A 15,989-nucleotide genomic window follows, 5' to 3' on the forward strand; every position below is an offset into this window, starting at 1 on the left:
AATTAGTAACCTCCTAACAATTTATGCTAAAATAATTGTAACCTCAAATCAATGGAGAGGCAAAATGAATGTTGGGAGATGCTATACATGGAAAAACGCGTAATTATCATGACATTTAAAGAAAATAGCCAAGCATATGAGGCTTTTTCGAAACTAAAAGTATTGCACGCTGAAGGTAAAGTAGAGATCGAACAATTAGCAGTAGTTGAAAATGCTAAAGACCAAGGTTTTCTCGTTCAAGATGCTATTGATTTAACAGGTAGTGACCGTTTCTTTGCAGGTGGTTTAATTGGGGCGTTTGTAGGGATTTTAGGTGGTCCATTAGGTATGTTATTAGGGTGGACAACAGGTTCAATTATTGGGAATATTAGTGATATTGATGAAGTGAAAGGTGCTATTTCAACATTTAAACAAACATCTAGTGTTTTAACAGAAGAGACAGTCGGTGTATTAGCTATTGCCTCAGAGTTTACAGAACATGTGATTGATGAATTAGTAAAAGAAGAGTTTGGTGGCGAGGTTGTAAGATTCTCAGCAGCAGCAGTTGAAGCTGAAATTGAAGAAGCGCGACAAGCCGAGAAAGCTTTGAAACGCGAAGCGCGTAAGCACTGGATTAAAGATAAATTTACACATAATGATGAAGAAAAGGAAGCCTAATATAAAAAGCGATACGACATATTGTCGTATCGCTTTTTATATTTAAACGTGGAATAAAATAAGTTTGCCTCGTGGTGAAACAACACGATGAGTTGATTCAAGCACGCCTAAATCAGCAAGTTTACGTTCTCCAACATCTTTTGCTGCGTCATCATTTTCAGCCTCAAAACTCTCGTCTACTACTAATTCCCCTGATGGCTTAAATGCTGTAATTTTGTATACATCCATAATGCTCACCCTTTCTCCCTTGATGTATTTAGTATACTAGATTTTTTACAAAAGATAAGTAAAGTTTCCTTGACATTATGTGAAATGTAAAGTAAGCTTTACGTAAAGTTTCCTTTACAATAATTTGTACATAAGTTTTTGATACGCAGTGTTAATTATTTAAAAAGGAGGAAGAAGAATGAAGAAAAAAAATTATCTGTTTTCTCTGCTAGGTAGTATATTTTTAGCAGTAGTTATAATAAAAATGTTGGCGGGCTCTATCGATCAAGAGTTATACACTTTGTTTTTGTTACTTGTGATCTGTGGTACTATGCCACTTTTAAATGACCACCTAGCTAAAAAAGATGAGCGAAGTCGTTACATACGCTGGAAGAGTTTAGGGATTACATGTATCGCAATGATGGTGATTTTATTTATCAGCCAAATCGCTTTCACACTTGAAGTCGTTACCATGCGCTTACAAACTTTTATTTCTTTGTTTATGACAACTTCTATGTTGATTATGTATGTGGCATTGTTAGTGTTAACACGTAGAATGTGAGGTGGCACAGTGAAGAATCATATTAAAGAGAAGCGTACAATCTATAAAATGACGCAAGATGAATTGGCAGAGTTAGTAGATGTATCAAGGCAAACGATCATCTCTATCGAAAAAGGGCGCTATAATCCTTCTTTACTTTTAGCTTATCAACTTGCCAAGATTTTTGAATGTACAATAGAAGAATTATTTGATTTTGAAGAGGGTGAAGCATAATGGAAATGAGCAGCTTTTATGGCGGCTTACTAGTAGGTATTATAGTGAGTTCGATTATAGTAGTAGTATGGTATTATATGGGTAAAAGAAAACGGAGATTTGATGAGCGCTATCAACAAATCAATCAAAAAGCAAATGCTATCACATATGGCATTACTATTATACTGCTGATCATGGCAGCACTGTATGCTATTATCCACCATAAAACATTACATAATGAAGCATTTATGTTAATTGCTACGGTGTATGTTGTTAGTATTTTAATTAAAGGTATTATTTTCGCGATTATGAAAAGAGAGGTATAAGGAGGTATTGTGATGTATGAAGGTTTTAATTGGTTAACATTTATAATAGGTTTGCCTTTAGGTTTACTCATCGTTTTCGCTGCGTTATTTATCCAAAAGCGCATACTACAAAAGAAGCGTGCTTATGACGAGAGGTACATAACGATACAAGTGTATGCACGTTCTACAGGTTGGCAAGTGACAACAGGCGCTATTATTATAGCGTGGATTTATATTCTTTTAACAGAACCTATTGGTAGTGCCTTCTTTGTCATTACATTTCTCTGGATTGCACACCAAATGGGCTATCTAATTGGCGCTATCCGTGCTAATGCAAAAAATTAGGAAAAAATGAAACAAAAGTATGAGTCGTTCGTATATGAATTAAAGGAGTGAATAACTATGACGTTAGAAATAAAATCCGTGACGAAAAGATTCGGTGATTTTACCGCTGTAGATAATTTAAATATCACCATTGGTGAGGGAAAGATGTATGGTTTATTAGGTGCAAACGGGGCAGGCAAAACGACAACCTTTCGTATGATACTAGGCTTATTAACGCCAAATGAAGGCGCTATAGGTTGGCATGGTAAAACAATTTCCTATGCTACTAGTTCTCAAATTGGTTACTTACCTGAGGAACGTGGTCTGTATCCTAAGATGAAAGTGGAAGACCAATTAATTTTTTTAGGTAAGTTACGTGGTATGAATGTGGCAGATGCTAAACAACAAATTACGTATTGGTTAGACCGCTTTGATATCCCTCAATACCGCAAAAAAAAGGTTGAAGAATTATCTAAAGGGAATCAGCAAAAGATTCAAGTCATTGCGTCTTTATTACATAAGCCTAAATTGTTAATTTTAGATGAGCCATTCTCAGGGCTGGATCCTGTAAATGTCGAAATGTTAAAATCAGCTATTTTAGACTTTAGAAACGATGGGGCTACGATTTTATTTTCTAGTCACCGCATGGACCATGTCGAAGAATTATGTGAAGAATTATCCATCATGACACATGGTCAACAAATTGTACAAGGTAGTTTGCGTGATGTGAAGCGTGGTTTTGGCAAACAAAATGTACGTATTAAATCCGATTTTGATTTAACAGAGTTAGGGCAAGTGCCAGGGGTATCTCATATGACAAAGTCTGTTGAAGGAGCCGTATTCCAAATTGAACAAGAAGCCGTAGCTAATGAATTATTAACACGTGCTTTACATTATGGGCCTATTCGACATTTTGAAATTGAAGAACCTTCATTGCACGATATTTTTGTAGCAAAGGTGGGGAAAGAACATGCGTGATTTTTGGATAATTGTTCAACAAACTTTTATGTCAAAAGTGAAGACTAAGCCGTTTATTATTACATCCATTGTTATGATACTAGCGGTGTTCGTAATGGCAAACTTATCTAAGATTGTGGATACTTTTTCAAACATGGGTGGAGATACAGCGAATGAATTAGTCGTGGTGATGGCAGATGATACTCTTTATCAAACGTTAGTGGAGCAAGTAAAGGATAAAGATATTGAAATAAAACGTAGTGAAAAATCAAATGAAGCATTAATAAAAGAAGTGAAAGACGAGAAGATTGAAGCATTTGCTACTATTACAGTAGATGAAAATGATATGATAGCCGTCACTTATCAAACGAATAAAATGATGGATGATAATGCCGTAGTATTAGAAGAAGCGTTAAATGTTATACAAACAGCAAAACAAACAGAAAAATTATCATTAACACCTGCAGAAGTGCAAACACTCTTTACGCCAATTGCATTTGATGAAAAGAATATTTCAACATCCGTTAAATCAGATGAAGAATTAGGGCAAGCCAGTGTATTAGTATATATTTTAACCTTTTTAATTTATATGACTGTTATTATGTATTCTGGCATGATTATGACAGATGTAGCCAATGAAAAGTCTTCGCGTGTTATGGAGATCTTAATTTCAAGTGTATCGCCAGTAAAGCATATGTTTGCCAAAGTATTTGGTATGGGTCTATTAGGGATGATGCAAATGAGTGTATTAGGTATAGCAGCATATATTGCCTTTACAACAAATAAAAGTGTAGGCACCATAGGAGAATTGTTTAAGTTTGACAATGTCAGCCCAATGACACTCGTATATTGTGTGATCTTCTTTATTTTAGGTTATTTCTTATATGCTATGTTAGCGGCTTTACTAGGCTCAATTATTAGCCGTACAGAAGACGCATCGCAAATGATGATGCCAATGACAATATTAATTGTAATTGCTTTTATCATTACGATGTCTGGTTTAGGAAACCCAGAGTTGGCATATATCAAATGGGCTTCTTATTTCCCATTCTTCACACCATTAGTGATGTTTTTACGTGTTGGCTTATTAGACTTACCCGTTTGGGAGCCACTATTAGCTATTGCTATTATGGTTGTGACAATCGGTTTACTAGGTTGGATAGGTGCACGTGTTTACCGTGGTGGCGTACTGATGTATGGGCCATCTCGCTCATTAAAAGATATTAAAAAAGCCATTCAATTAGGGAAGGAATAACCACTTTATAAGTGAAAGCGGCAAACTAACATCTGTTAGTTTGTCGTTTTTTAATGAATGTAACGAGTTGCTATCGTTTCTACTAGAGTGCTAATTATAAAGTATCTAAGCTATTTTGCGGATTTTATAAAGAAACATACTTCTTAAATGAATACCTCATATATTTAAAATCATGTCACCCCCTCTCCTTTTAGTACACCTTAGTGGAACTTTTAACACCAGCTTGTACGTCTTTTGTATAATAAGAAAGAGGAGTGATAAAGATGGTACGATTTTTGCATGCGGCAGACTTGCATTTGGACAGCCCATTTAAAGGGCTGAGCAATTTACCAGATCATCTAGTAAAAATGATTCGGAATAGCACATTTGAAGCGTTTAATAATATGATAACGTATGCTATTGAGCAACAAGTGGATATGGTGTTAATTGTTGGCGATATTTATGATGGTGAAAATCGTAGTTTACAAGCGCAAAAATACTTTGTAGATGGTATGCAACGATTACAAAAAGCGAATATTAGAGCTGTTATTAGCTATGGCAATCATGACCATCTAGGTGGGAAATGGGTGCGCTTTAACTTGCCATCAAATGTAGATGTGTTAGGAAACGAAGTAGAGACTAAGAAATTACATATTAATGATGAGGTCATTTATATTCATGGCTTTAGTTATCCAGAGCGCCATATTAAGCAGAAAATGATTGACGAGTACCCCGTAGCACAACAAAATGGACTTCATATTGGCATGTTGCATGGTAGTTTGGCAGGAGATGAATCACATGATGTATATGCACCTTTCACCAAACAAAGCTTATTAAATAAAAAATACCATTACTGGGCATTAGGGCATATCCATAAGCGACAAATTTTACATGAAACACCACCTATTATTTATCCAGGTAATATTCAAAGTCGGCATAGAAAAGAACAAGGTGAAAAAGGATTTTACGATGTACATTTACAAGATGACGAGTGCCACTATCAATTTATACGTGCAGATGTGGTACGTTATGAACAAGTGGTGATGGATGGTACACCAATAAGATATGCTAATGATGTTACGGCTATTTGTCATAAGGCATTACAAACAGTACGTTCACAAGGTGCAGCAATTGTAGAGTTACGGATTACTAATTTAACAGAGGAAGGTCATGCGTTATGGCAGCAAACTTCTCCTATGGAATGGTTAGCGTTACTAAGAGAGAGTGAGGCAGATGAGACGCCGATGGTTTGGGTTGCGAGTGTAACATGTGACGCTCCTAAAGAAGCTTTAACTAAAGCATCTGAACAAGTTCTTGCACTCATTGACGATTGGGATGAGGAGCGTTGGCAAGAAGTACTAGGTGAACTTTATCAACAAGCCAACGTCACACGCTTTTTACCACAGTATCAAACCATTCAAATAGATGAGATGAAAGCACAAGTAAAAGAAACCTTTTTACAAACAATGCGCAATAAGTGAGGTGAGTGAAGGTGCAATTATTAGCATTAACTATTTATGGGTTTGGCAAACATCAAGATAAACAAATCACATTAACAGATGGATTGAATGTATTTTATGGGGAGAATGAAGCAGGGAAAACGACTTTACAACAATTTATTTTACACATATTTTATGGTTTCCCTACTAAAAATCAAAAGCAACAAAATTATGAGCCTAAAAATGGACATAAATATGGTGGCACCATTACGATTAAACATCCCGATTATGGTGTTTGTACAATTGCACGTGTAAGAGGAACGAAAGTGACTGGTGATGTAACGATTACCTTACAAGATGGGACAATCTGTGATGAAGATTTTTTAGCGCAATTATTATATGGATACAATAAAGCGAGTTTATTAGCTATCTTTGCCTTTTCGTCACAAGAGTTACAAGGTATTGAGGCCTTATCCGAAGAGGCGCTGACACAAGTGCTATTAGCCTCTGGTACAACAGGTGTTAGCCAGCTAACACGAGCGACAAGTATATTAGAAAAACAGGCGCAAGAACGGTATAAAAAAAGTGGCAAGACCCCTATTATGAATCGCCAATTAGACCAATTGAAAGAGCTTGAACAAAATATTAAACAATATAAACGGAAAATTGAACAATATGCAACAGAAGAAGCACAGCTACAAGTTATAAGTGAAGAGATTGCTACACAGCAAGTAACCAAACAGACATTACAGCGACAATGGCAGGATTACACCTTATTACAACAACAGTTGCCATTATTGATTGAACAGCAAAAACTGCAACAAAATCTAGAAAAACTCCCTCAATATGATTTTACATTAGAAGATGAAAAACGTTATACCCATATAAGAGATGATGTTTTTACAATGCAGTTACGTATTAAACAATTACAAGAAGAACGTGCTATTAAGTCAACCGATTTACAATTTGATGAAGACCTCTATGAAAGAGCTAAAGAATTATTAGCTAAGGAGTCAACATGGCATCAAAACACAAGTGCCATTACACGACTAGAAGAAGAGATTTATACACTAGAACGTGAGAATGCAAAGCAATTTCGATTGTTAGGTATTCAGGACTTTGATACACAACAGCAATTGTTAAGTCAAAATGTGTCACTGCAACAAGAAGAACAATTCTCGCAAATGCTACAAGATGTAAAAAAGGTAGATGACCAAGTTTCTTTAAAGCTACACAGTCTAAATGATTTGCATAAGGAACTAGAGAAGTTAGAAGCGACAACGGATACAGAAGGCATTCGCAAGCGACGCAATCAAGAGCGAGAACAACGTACACGTCAAATACAATTTGTAAAATTTGTGGCTGCATTTGGTGCTATTTTATTTTTTATTATGTCAGCACTATGGCAAAATATATTTACGTTTATCGCAGGTGTAGCCTGTGTACTTGTATTCATTTATTTATTTTTACAGCGCTTAAAGGCAACACCTGAGCAGTTTGTTGAACAGCAAATTGAAATGACCAAACAGCGTTACGTGAATATGCAAGAAGAGATTAAACAGCTAGAGCAACAACAATTAACTTATGAAAATGCCTTACAAGAAGTCTTACAACGATTTTTTATTACACCTATTACAGACCGCGGGCTAATGAGTGATTTATTTAAACGTGTGAGGGCTTTGCAAGAAGCAGCAGAAACATTACACACAAAAGATATATGGTTAGCACAAAAGCGTCAAGAACAAGCACAGTTAATCGCAGAAATTGAAGAAGTAATCGATCAAGCGTTAATTAAAGAGTACAGTTATGCTCAACTGCGCACACAAGTGGAAGAATGGCAGAGAAAATATGTGTTATTTACAGAGGCAAAAGCACGTATTAAGGCGATTGATCAGGAGCTTGAACAGTTATCACAAACTATTACCGATCATGAAGCATGGCAAAGGGAATGGCTTCGCATGAAACAATTGAATGCTGATGAAGTCTTTCAAGCTTTTGAAATATGGCATAAAACTGAGCAAATAAACACACGTTTATTCGAAATTGATCAACAAATTACAATAACAGAGCCACCTACACTAGATTATGTCACCATTCAAGCAAAGCTAGAGCAATTAGCAGAAGAGCAAGCGCAGTTAGATGATGCTATGCAAGTGGCATTAGAAGAGCAAGCACAATTAAAAATATGGCTCGAACATACAATCAATGATGAGACGTATGGCGAGTTGTTACAACAGTATGAAGATAAGCTTGCAGCATTCACCGAACAAGCTAAAGCATATATGGCTGAGCGTGCCGTGCAAATCGCCATCGAAGAAACCTTCACCAAGCTACGTGAAGAGAAATTGCCACAAGTATTACGAGATGCTACAAAATATTTTACGTACTTAACTAATACACAATATACAAAGCTATTTGTTAATAATAGTGGGTATTTCGAAGTTGAGGGTGCACATGGTCGCTTTCATATGTCAGAGTTATCACAAGCTACTAAACAACAAGCATATGTGGCATTGCGCTTTGCATTAGCTAATACATTAACGAATGCCCCATTACCTTTTATTATGGATGATCCATTTGTTCATTTTGATCGAAACCGCTACGAACACATGTTACAATTAATACGAGAATTGAGTCAAAAACGCCAAGTTATTTACTTTACTTGTCAGTCAACATCATGGCAAGATACAGAAATGATTAAGCTAGGAGAGGAGTAAGTGTTATGACAGGTATAACAACATTACAAGTAGGCGAAGCTGTAAATCAACATCTTTTAATTAAGCAAGCAAGTTCAGGTGTTACAACAGTAGGTAAGCCATTTATGTCACTACTTTTACAAGATAAGAGTGGTGATATTGAAGCTAAACTTTGGGATACAAAAGAGGAACAAGAGCAGATGTATCAAGCAGGGACCATTGTTTTTGTTGGGGGTGAAATCCACGACTACCGCGGTAAGAAGCAATTGCGTGTAAAAGCGATACGTGTAGCAGAAGATGAAGGGGTAACGATTACTGATTTAGTACCATCATCAGCGACACCAAAAGAACAATTATATGAGATGGTAATTCAATACTTATTCGAAATTAAAAACCCTAAAATTGCACGCATTACGCGTTATATTTTAGAAGCACATAAGGACAAATTCCTTGTTTATCCAGCAGCTATGCGTAATCATCATGACTATGCGTCAGGATTAATTGATCATGTCGTATCTATGTTGAATTTAGGTAAATCCATCGCCACATTATATCCAACATTAAATACCGACTTATTGTATGCAGGTATTATTTTACACGATGTTGGTAAAGTTACGGAATTATCAGGCCCTGTAGGCACGCATTATACTGTAGAAGGTAATTTAATTGGCCATATTACTATTATGGTATCAGAAATTGCTGAAGCCGCGAAAAATCTTGGCATTGAGGGAGAAGAAGTTGTTTTACTCCAACATATGGTGTTATCGCATCACGGTAAAGAAGAATGGGGAAGCCCTAAAAAACCAATGTTAATGGAAGCAGAAATCTTACATTATATTGATAACATTGATGCAAAGATGAATATGTTAAATCGCGTGATGCGTCAAACGGAAGCAGGAAGCTTTACAGAGCGCCTCTTTGCATTTGAAAACCGTTCATTTTATAAGCCAACAATTGAATAATATACAAAAAGCGTAAGAAGAGCCCAGCTCTTCTTACGCTTTTATTATTATTTTTCTTCTTTATCTTTTTCATCGGCTTTAGGTTCTTCTTTATCATCTGATTTCTTATCATCAGCTTTGTCTTCTTCGCCAACAGTATTATAGATGTTTAAAGACTCTTTTAATAGCTTATCATCTGTTTTAAAGCCAGCCTCTTTTAATAGCTCACCTTGAAGCTCTTCAAGAAGTGCACCAGCTTCACCAGATTGTGTTAAACCGGCTAAGATGCCTTCACGGATTTCTTTTTCTTTATCTTCAAATTTAGGGTAGTCTTTTACTTCACGTTTATCAGTGATTTCAATGATATGGAAACCGAATGAAGATTGAACAGGTTCACTTACTTTATTTAATTCCAATTCGTAAGCTGCGTCATTAAACTCAGGTACCATTGTGCCTTGTTGGAACCAATCCAAGTCGCCACCTTTATCTTTTGAGCCTGGGTCTGTAGAGTATTCTTTCGCTACATCTTCAAACTTTTTACCATCTTTTAATTCTTTCATTACTTTGTCAGCTGTTTCTTGGTCTTCCACCAAAATATGGCGACCTTTTAACTCATATTTACCTTGCTCATATGTTTTTTTCACTTCTGCTTCGTCAACAGCTTTATCTTGTAATAATTTTTCTTGCATTAATTGTAAACGTAATGTCTTTTTGAAGCCTTCAACAGTAAGACCGTTTTTAGCCAGTTCAGCTTCAAAATCATCACCATACTGCTCTTTTACAGGTTTCATTGCTTCGTCAAGATCTTTATCTTCAACTTTATATTTTTCACCCAATACTTTTTCTAACATTAACTGTTTAAGTACGTAAGGGCCAGTTAATTCGTGTGAAGCCTCGTTAAATTCAGCAGTTGTAATATTCCCGTAGTCCTTTGAAGTAACGAGATTTGTTTTATCGTCGCCACCACTACATGCTGCTAAACCTAATACTGAAGCTGCTAAAGTAACGGACAAAATGGTTTTTTTCATAAACTTTTTTCTCTCCCAACTGTTCATTTCATGCAATTTACACTATAACATAAACGATATCAAAACTAAAATAGTTCCCTCGTAAAAAATGGAAATATAAAAGGGTAGATACACATAATAATAGAGCTATTAAGAAAATGCCTTAAATAGCTCTTACATGTTTACATTGCTGTAACAACCTCTAAGTAAAAATTCAACAATAAAATAGTGATAAGTACGTTAATCGTACGATAAATTTTAGGTTGTTTTTCCTCAGGGATTTCTTTACGTTCACACAACGTATGTGTTAAACGATTAATTTGGAACAAATAAATAATTGAGAATAGAATTATAGAAGCAATTAACAAATCTATTCCTCCCCTCTTCTACTTGTTATAGAATATCAAATATAGGAATTAAAAAACAAGTATGTTCTACTATTTTACATGTGGTGGTACTAAAATTTCAAAGCCACGTGGTGTTTCTTCAATTTGTGCCTCTTTTGGCGAATGGATGACATTTTTTACATATAAAATGTCAATCACACACATGCTCATATGTGTAGCGAGTAAAATAGAGCCATAATGAATAAACTGGGGAAAGAAACACATCGTTATCACTAAGACTAGATTAATGACGATAAAAGGTGCTAGTCGTGTGCGTAAATATACTTGCTTAGGTAATATTTCTTTTATTTGTAAATGAATAGTTGGCACATAACCATACATTTTTTTAAATTGCAATTCAATATCATCTCTATGTTGAATTAAGGTAAGATAATGAATGAATTTATGAATGGGATATAAAAAAATAAATAGCGTTGCAAATACTATAAAATAATGGTCAGTAAAGGATGGTCTAAAAATAAACCCAAGTGTTAAATAGCTAACACAAAGCGTTAATACAAACGCAATAGCAGACCACAAAACGATGCGTGGCGAGCCGTATTGTTTATAAATATTTAAAATTTTCCAGCAGTGCATGTCATCACCTCTTCACTATTATAGAAAAGAAAAAAAGGAATGTTAAGCGTAGATCGCGTTACATTCCTTTTTTATTATTGATTCTCTTCTAAACGGTCAAAGGATTCTCTAAAGTTTTGGAAGGAACGTTCAAAAATATCGATGAAATCTTCGCCATAAATATTACGAATGACAGCCATGACATCTAAAAATTCTGGGAAGCGTCCATATAAATCTTTTAAAGCTAAAGAGCCATTTAATACAGCATGTTGTGTATTATGATAATTTGCATTCAGTTCTAAAATTAAGTTTTTCCCCTCAGTGGTCAACTCCACATACGTGTTGCGTTTATCATCATCACGTTTGGAAAACGATAATAACCCACGTTCTTCAAGTTTTTTTGAGAAGTTAAAGGCTGTAGACACATGCATTACGCCAAATTTCGCTACATCGGAAATAGAGGCTCCTTGCAAATGATAGGAAATCCATAAAATATGGTGTTCATTAATATTTAAGTCATATGGTTTAATCCAATGCTGCCAATCTTTCTCCACTGCTTTCCACAGCGCTTTTGATAGTTGTGCAATGCGCTGACTGTAAAGCATTGCCTCTTTTTTTGTATATAACTCATCTGACATAGCCATCACCTACTACTTTCTTAAATGCATTTTAAAATATTATAGCAATAAAGGAAAAAAGTTTAAAGTTAGAAAAATAAAAAAAATGAATGACGCTATAAAAATATCAATTATAACGGCATTCAAATCATTTAAATACTATATACATGTGGTTTGTGGGTACAAAGTTTTATTTTTATTTTTGTGTTTTTTCTTTTAATTCACTAACATTTTTCTCGATTTCGCCTATAGATTGTTGCAACACGCTAATTTCTTGTTGTAAATTTTGTTTTGAAGGTTCAATCTCTTTTTGGAAACGTTGTAAAGTTTCTTTTAATTCATTTACTATTTGAGGGATATTATTCTTTGCAACGGAAGTGAACTCATTAATGGACTGCTTAACATTGTTCGCTTCAAAACGTGTATCAGCAATACGTTCACGTAAATGAGTAGAATTTGTTTTTAATGTGTTACGTAACTGTTGTCCAGATTGTGGAGCGGTTAGAGACGCAACGGCTAAACCTCCTACAATACCAGCTGTTAAACCAAAAATAAATTTTGATACTTTCATGTGACATTCCTCCATAAATTCGATTATCTCTATCATACCGATATTTCTATGAAGAGAAAAGAAAAACACTGATAAAGTTTATTGCTTTATCAGTGCAATGATTATGCATTTAATTGGGCTGTAATAGCTTGTGCAGCTGCTTGGAGTTGTTCTTGAGAAGGCTGTGTTGTTTCCCAAACCCATTTTAGACCTTCTTCACCGTAGCGAGGAATAAAGTGTAAATGATAATGGAATACAGTTTGACCTGCTGCTGCTCCGTTATTATTTAAGGTATTCATGCCGTCTGGTGTAAAAGCATTATATATAGCTTTAGCTACGATCGGTGCGACACGGTATAGATGACTGGCTAATTCAGCAGGCATATCTAGTAAGTCTTGAACATGTTGTTTTGGGATAAGTAAAGTATGACCTTTTGATAAAGGGGTAATATCCATAAAAGCATAGACTTGTTCATCTTCATATACTTTAATACTTGGGATGTCACCATTTATAATTTTACAAAAAATACAATCATTCATAAAAAAATCCCTCCTCCAATTAATTATTTACATTCTAACATATAAATAACTGAACACTTCGGCTAATTTTGTTAAAATGAACAAAGAACAGGAGATGAATAGCATGGCGATTTTGGAATTAACAAAAGTTACAGGTGGTTATACAAGAAAACCAGTAATTCAAGATGTCAGTTTCTCATTAAATAAAGGCGAACTTGTTGGCTTAATTGGGCTAAATGGCGCTGGAAAGAGTACAACAATTAAACATATTATTGGCACATTACTCGCTAAAAGTGGCGACGTACATTTAAACGGTGTGACTTTACAGGAAAATATGGAGAAGTATCGCACCTCTTTCTCTTATATACCAGAGACTCCCGTTTTGTACGATGAATTAACATTAAAAGAACATCTTGAGTTAACGGCAATGGCATATGGTTTAGATGAGTTAACATTAAAAGAGCGTTCCGCCTTACTATTAAAAGAATTTAGAATGGAACGCCGCCTCAATTGGTTTCCTTCCCATTTTTCTAAAGGTATGCGTCAAAAAGTGATGATTATGTGTGCATTTTTAGTAGACCCACCACTCTATATTATTGATGAGCCATTTGTAGGCCTTGACCCATTAGGTATACAGTCTTTACTTGATCAAATGAATGTTAAAAAGCAAGAAGGTGCAAGTATTTTAATGTCTACGCATATTTTGTCAACAGCAGAGCGCTATTGTGACCGAATTATCCTTTTGCATGAGGGGCGTGTACGTGCACAAGGAACGATGGACGAGTTACGAGCTATATTTCATATGCCAGATGCAACGCTTGATGATATTTATATTGTGATGGCTAAGGAGCAGGACCATGCAACACATTAAACAGATATGGCAATTGCGCCTTGCCCATTATAGTAGTGAACTACAAAAATACATGCGTTTTATTTTTACAGGGCATATTGCTATAGTGATTGTCTTTTTATTGGGAGCTGGCGGTTATCAATACAGCGAATGGCTAAAAGTAGTAACATCTGATTTTCCAGTGGCATGGGTGATGGGCGGCATACTCGGTTTTGCGATTGCATGGAGCCATCCAGTCACCTTATTAAAGGAGCCAGATGCTGTTTATTTATTACCATTAGAAGAAAAGATGCCTAGCTACTTCTCAGCAGCAAATCAGTTTACCTTCTTCTCAAAGATTATGATTAGCATTGCTTTGTATATAGCAGCTATTCCACTTTTGAAAGTTGTTTCTCCCATAACGATTCAAATGATTTGGTTAGGTTTAGGTATTGTAATTGTTTTAAAATATCTTCATGTACAAATAGAGTTCGCTTACCGTTATGTGACAAGAGGAGATTTGATTTGGCTAGACCGTTTATTGCGTTTTATAGGTAGTGGATTTACCGTAATGACATATTTAAATGGCTGGTATTATGTGACAGTTTGTCTATTTTTACTACAGCTAGTTTATCTCATATGGCTAAAAAAGAAGATGTATGGTTTGCCTGTGCCTTATGAGCATTTTATTACGATTGAACAGAATCGTATGATGCGTTTTTATCGCTTTGCCAATTATTTTACGGATGTCCCACATCTGAGAGGTGCTGTACGTCGACGTCAATGGTTAGATATGAGCTATCGCCTTGTACCATACCAACAAAAAAAGGCACAACACTATCTCGTGTGGCGTACATTTATCCGCACAAATGATCACTTTTATTTATGGCTCCGTTTAACAGTCATCTCAGCTTTGGTTGCGGCCTTTGTCGATATTACGATGGTGCGTTTTATTATGGCGGGTGCTTTAGCTTTTGCTACAGCCATTCAATTGCAACAGGCGCTCACAAAAGCAGGGGCATTTCGTATGGATATGTTATATCCTTTACCAGACTGGGCACGTAAACAAGCAGCAACAAGTGTGGTAAGGCTCATTATCATCTTACAAGCGGTTATTGTCATGGTAAGTCATATGTGGCAACCTTATTTTTATATTACAGGTATTATTATAGTAACAGTAGGGTTCGTTACGCAAAAAATGATGAAATAATAAAGAAAAATGAAGCTGGGACATAACTCGATTTTTTGAGAAAATATAAAACTCGCTTATTAATTTCCTTAGCTATTTTATTAATTAAATGCGTTGAAAACCAAAAAAATGTGAGAGGATTTTTAAAATCTTCTCACATTTTTTCTTTTGTCCCAGCCTCGTTTTTTGAATGTTAGCGATTTATTCTTCTTCAGGTTTTGCAGTAGTATAAGTTGTTACATAAGAAGCAGCTGCAAAAATATTAGTCGGTGGTGCAGCGTTAGCAGGTTTTTCGCCATGCGACTTTTTAAATGACTGAGATGTGCGCCATGCGTTAAATGACTCAGGGCCAGCCCATTCAGTTAAAACGATATAAGTCTCATCATCAAGCGGGCGCAATAAGCGGAAGGCAACGAAGCCAGGCTCATTCTCTACAACGCCTTTACGATTTAAGAAGCGGTGTTCAAAAGTAGGGCGGCCTTCATCTGTTACAGGAATATTATTTAAAACGTAATAGCCCGTACCCTCTAATGAACCAATACTGTCAATCACTTCAAATTTGCGCGGTGTTTGAAAAACGGTATCGCCTGTTGTTTCATGCACAAGTACAGCATTACCTTCACCGTATAAAACGACCATATCTTCATTTGGATAACGATTGCGTAACTGTTCCATAAAATCAGGCGTACCTGACGTTAAATAAATATTTGTCATTCGATCTCCTCCATTTTTAAAGCTAACTCTATTAAAGAGGATAGGACTAGATTTTGTCAAAAGAACCGCGCATAACGAACAATTCTATG

The 15,989-nt window shown here is 35.6% G+C and carries 20 protein-coding genes; 12 read left to right on the top strand and 8 right to left on the bottom strand.

Annotated elements, in window-relative coordinates:
• Window positions 1-87: 87 nt before the first annotated feature.
• Window positions 88-657, top strand: coding sequence for a DUF1269 domain-containing protein (locus IEW44_RS08515; protein ID WP_188614628.1), 570 nt, complete (start codon window positions 88-90; stop codon window positions 655-657).
• A gap of 42 nt (window positions 658-699) precedes the next feature.
• Here the strand turns inward: IEW44_RS08515 and IEW44_RS08520 are convergent, their stop codons facing one another.
• Window positions 700-885, bottom strand: coding sequence for a YhzD family protein (locus IEW44_RS08520; RefSeq protein ID WP_188614629.1), 186 nt, complete (start codon window positions 883-885; stop codon window positions 700-702).
• A gap of 178 nt (window positions 886-1,063) precedes the next feature.
• On the opposite strand from IEW44_RS08520, the gene IEW44_RS08525 reads away from it, so the two are divergent.
• The 9 genes from IEW44_RS08525 to yhaM all read left to right on the top strand — a co-directional run bounded on the left by IEW44_RS08525 (window position 1,064) and on the right by yhaM (window position 9,535).
• Entirely contained in the window at window positions 1,064-1,426 is a 363-nt protein-coding gene (locus IEW44_RS08525; protein WP_188614630.1) for a hypothetical protein, read from the top strand.
• Between the two features lie 9 nt (window positions 1,427-1,435).
• Window positions 1,436-1,639 carry a helix-turn-helix transcriptional regulator gene (locus tag IEW44_RS08530; RefSeq protein ID WP_188614631.1) on the top strand — a complete coding sequence of 68 codons (204 nt, stop codon included), beginning with the start codon at window positions 1,436-1,438 and terminating at the stop codon, window positions 1,637-1,639.
• Window positions 1,639-1,944, top strand: a complete 306-nt coding sequence (locus IEW44_RS08535) for a DUF2178 domain-containing protein (RefSeq protein ID WP_188614632.1) — start codon at window positions 1,639-1,641, stop codon at window positions 1,942-1,944. Before IEW44_RS08530 ends, IEW44_RS08535 begins: the two co-directional genes overlap by 1 nt.
• A gap of 12 nt (window positions 1,945-1,956) precedes the next feature.
• Window positions 1,957-2,268: a hypothetical protein gene (locus IEW44_RS08540; RefSeq protein WP_188614633.1), complete on the top strand. Its 312-nt coding sequence runs from the start codon at window positions 1,957-1,959 to the stop codon at window positions 2,266-2,268.
• A 57-nt stretch (window positions 2,269-2,325) separates the two neighbouring features.
• Window positions 2,326-3,225, top strand: a complete 900-nt coding sequence (locus tag IEW44_RS08545) for an ABC transporter ATP-binding protein (protein ID WP_188614634.1) — start codon at window positions 2,326-2,328, stop codon at window positions 3,223-3,225.
• A complete protein-coding gene (locus IEW44_RS08550; RefSeq protein WP_188614635.1) occupies window positions 3,218-4,459 on the top strand; it encodes an ABC transporter permease in 1,242 nt (413 codons plus the stop codon). The genes IEW44_RS08545 and IEW44_RS08550 overlap by 8 nt, the downstream gene beginning before the upstream one ends.
• Window positions 4,460-4,722: 263 nt before the next feature.
• Window positions 4,723-5,919 carry a metallophosphoesterase family protein gene (locus IEW44_RS08555; RefSeq protein WP_188614636.1) on the top strand — a complete coding sequence of 399 codons (1,197 nt, stop codon included), beginning with the start codon at window positions 4,723-4,725 and terminating at the stop codon, window positions 5,917-5,919.
• 11 nt (window positions 5,920-5,930) lie between these two features.
• Complete coding sequence (locus tag IEW44_RS08560) at window positions 5,931-8,594, top strand: ATP-binding protein (RefSeq protein WP_188614637.1); 2,664 nt, start codon at window positions 5,931-5,933, stop codon at window positions 8,592-8,594.
• A 5-nt stretch (window positions 8,595-8,599) separates the two neighbouring features.
• Window positions 8,600-9,535, top strand: a complete 936-nt coding sequence (yhaM, locus tag IEW44_RS08565) for a 3'-5' exoribonuclease YhaM (protein ID WP_188614638.1) — start codon at window positions 8,600-8,602, stop codon at window positions 9,533-9,535.
• A 47-nt stretch (window positions 9,536-9,582) separates the two neighbouring features.
• Here yhaM and IEW44_RS08570 read toward each other — a convergent pair whose 3' ends face one another.
• From IEW44_RS08570 to IEW44_RS08595, 6 genes are all read right to left on the bottom strand, one after another.
• The gene (locus tag IEW44_RS08570) at window positions 9,583-10,542 is read right to left on the bottom strand and encodes a peptidylprolyl isomerase (protein WP_188614639.1); all 960 of its coding nucleotides are present in this window, start codon (window positions 10,540-10,542) and stop codon (window positions 9,583-9,585) included.
• 161 nt (window positions 10,543-10,703) lie between these two features.
• The gene (locus IEW44_RS08575; protein WP_188614640.1) at window positions 10,704-10,889 is read right to left on the bottom strand and encodes a hypothetical protein; all 186 of its coding nucleotides are present in this window, start codon (window positions 10,887-10,889) and stop codon (window positions 10,704-10,706) included.
• 69 nt (window positions 10,890-10,958) lie between these two features.
• Window positions 10,959-11,504, bottom strand: coding sequence for a DUF3267 domain-containing protein (locus tag IEW44_RS08580; protein WP_188614641.1), 546 nt, complete (start codon window positions 11,502-11,504; stop codon window positions 10,959-10,961).
• A gap of 74 nt (window positions 11,505-11,578) precedes the next feature.
• Window positions 11,579-12,127, bottom strand: coding sequence for an HTH-type transcriptional regulator Hpr (locus IEW44_RS08585; protein WP_188614642.1), 549 nt, complete (start codon window positions 12,125-12,127; stop codon window positions 11,579-11,581).
• Between the two features lie 169 nt (window positions 12,128-12,296).
• Complete coding sequence (locus IEW44_RS08590; RefSeq protein ID WP_188614643.1) at window positions 12,297-12,671, bottom strand: YtxH domain-containing protein; 375 nt, start codon at window positions 12,669-12,671, stop codon at window positions 12,297-12,299.
• Window positions 12,672-12,772: 101 nt separating this feature from the next.
• A complete protein-coding gene (locus tag IEW44_RS08595) occupies window positions 12,773-13,189 on the bottom strand; it encodes an HIT family protein (RefSeq protein WP_188614644.1) in 417 nt (138 codons plus the stop codon).
• A gap of 103 nt (window positions 13,190-13,292) precedes the next feature.
• On the opposite strand from IEW44_RS08595, the gene IEW44_RS08600 reads away from it, so the two are divergent.
• Together IEW44_RS08600 and IEW44_RS08605 are read left to right on the top strand one after the other, a co-directional pair.
• The gene (locus IEW44_RS08600) at window positions 13,293-14,039 is read left to right on the top strand and encodes an ABC transporter ATP-binding protein (protein WP_188614645.1); all 747 of its coding nucleotides are present in this window, start codon (window positions 13,293-13,295) and stop codon (window positions 14,037-14,039) included.
• Window positions 14,026-15,207: an ABC transporter permease gene (locus IEW44_RS08605; protein ID WP_188614646.1), complete on the top strand. Its 1,182-nt coding sequence runs from the start codon at window positions 14,026-14,028 to the stop codon at window positions 15,205-15,207. The genes IEW44_RS08600 and IEW44_RS08605 overlap by 14 nt, the downstream gene beginning before the upstream one ends.
• A 180-nt stretch (window positions 15,208-15,387) precedes the next feature.
• On the opposite strand, the gene IEW44_RS08610 is transcribed toward IEW44_RS08605, so the two are convergent.
• The gene (locus IEW44_RS08610; RefSeq protein ID WP_188614647.1) at window positions 15,388-15,900 is read right to left on the bottom strand and encodes an antibiotic biosynthesis monooxygenase family protein; all 513 of its coding nucleotides are present in this window, start codon (window positions 15,898-15,900) and stop codon (window positions 15,388-15,390) included.
• Between the last annotated feature and the right edge of the window lie 89 nt (window positions 15,901-15,989).

The organism is Lysinibacillus alkalisoli (assembly GCF_014643595.1).
In the GTDB taxonomy this organism is placed as follows: Bacteria; Bacillota; Bacilli; order Bacillales_A; family Planococcaceae; genus Metalysinibacillus; species Metalysinibacillus alkalisoli.

Excerpts from the sequence above, each read along its gene's own strand:
- IEW44_RS08515 (WP_188614628.1), top strand. The coding sequence starts at position 88 with ATGGAAAAACGCGTAATTATCATGACATTTAAAGAAAATAGCCAAGCA.
- IEW44_RS08520 (WP_188614629.1), bottom strand. The coding sequence starts at position 885 with ATGGATGTATACAAAATTACAGCATTTAAGCCATCAGGGGAATTAGTA.
- IEW44_RS08525 (WP_188614630.1), top strand. The coding sequence starts at position 1,064 with ATGAAGAAAAAAAATTATCTGTTTTCTCTGCTAGGTAGTATATTTTTA.
- IEW44_RS08535 (WP_188614632.1), top strand. The coding sequence starts at position 1,639 with ATGGAAATGAGCAGCTTTTATGGCGGCTTACTAGTAGGTATTATAGTG.
- IEW44_RS08540 (WP_188614633.1), top strand. The coding sequence starts at position 1,957 with ATGTATGAAGGTTTTAATTGGTTAACATTTATAATAGGTTTGCCTTTA.
- IEW44_RS08545 (WP_188614634.1), top strand. The coding sequence starts at position 2,326 with ATGACGTTAGAAATAAAATCCGTGACGAAAAGATTCGGTGATTTTACC.
- IEW44_RS08550 (WP_188614635.1), top strand. The coding sequence starts at position 3,218 with ATGCGTGATTTTTGGATAATTGTTCAACAAACTTTTATGTCAAAAGTG.
- IEW44_RS08555 (WP_188614636.1), top strand. The coding sequence starts at position 4,723 with ATGGTACGATTTTTGCATGCGGCAGACTTGCATTTGGACAGCCCATTT.
- yhaM (WP_188614638.1), top strand. The coding sequence starts at position 8,600 with ATGACAGGTATAACAACATTACAAGTAGGCGAAGCTGTAAATCAACAT.
- IEW44_RS08570 (WP_188614639.1), bottom strand. The coding sequence starts at position 10,542 with ATGAAAAAAACCATTTTGTCCGTTACTTTAGCAGCTTCAGTATTAGGT.
- IEW44_RS08580 (WP_188614641.1), bottom strand. The coding sequence starts at position 11,504 with ATGCACTGCTGGAAAATTTTAAATATTTATAAACAATACGGCTCGCCA.
- IEW44_RS08585 (WP_188614642.1), bottom strand. The coding sequence starts at position 12,127 with ATGGCTATGTCAGATGAGTTATATACAAAAAAAGAGGCAATGCTTTAC.
- IEW44_RS08590 (WP_188614643.1), bottom strand. The coding sequence starts at position 12,671 with ATGAAAGTATCAAAATTTATTTTTGGTTTAACAGCTGGTATTGTAGGA.
- IEW44_RS08595 (WP_188614644.1), bottom strand. The coding sequence starts at position 13,189 with ATGAATGATTGTATTTTTTGTAAAATTATAAATGGTGACATCCCAAGT.
- IEW44_RS08600 (WP_188614645.1), top strand. The coding sequence starts at position 13,293 with ATGGCGATTTTGGAATTAACAAAAGTTACAGGTGGTTATACAAGAAAA.
- IEW44_RS08605 (WP_188614646.1), top strand. The coding sequence starts at position 14,026 with ATGCAACACATTAAACAGATATGGCAATTGCGCCTTGCCCATTATAGT.
- IEW44_RS08610 (WP_188614647.1), bottom strand. The coding sequence starts at position 15,900 with ATGACAAATATTTATTTAACGTCAGGTACGCCTGATTTTATGGAACAG.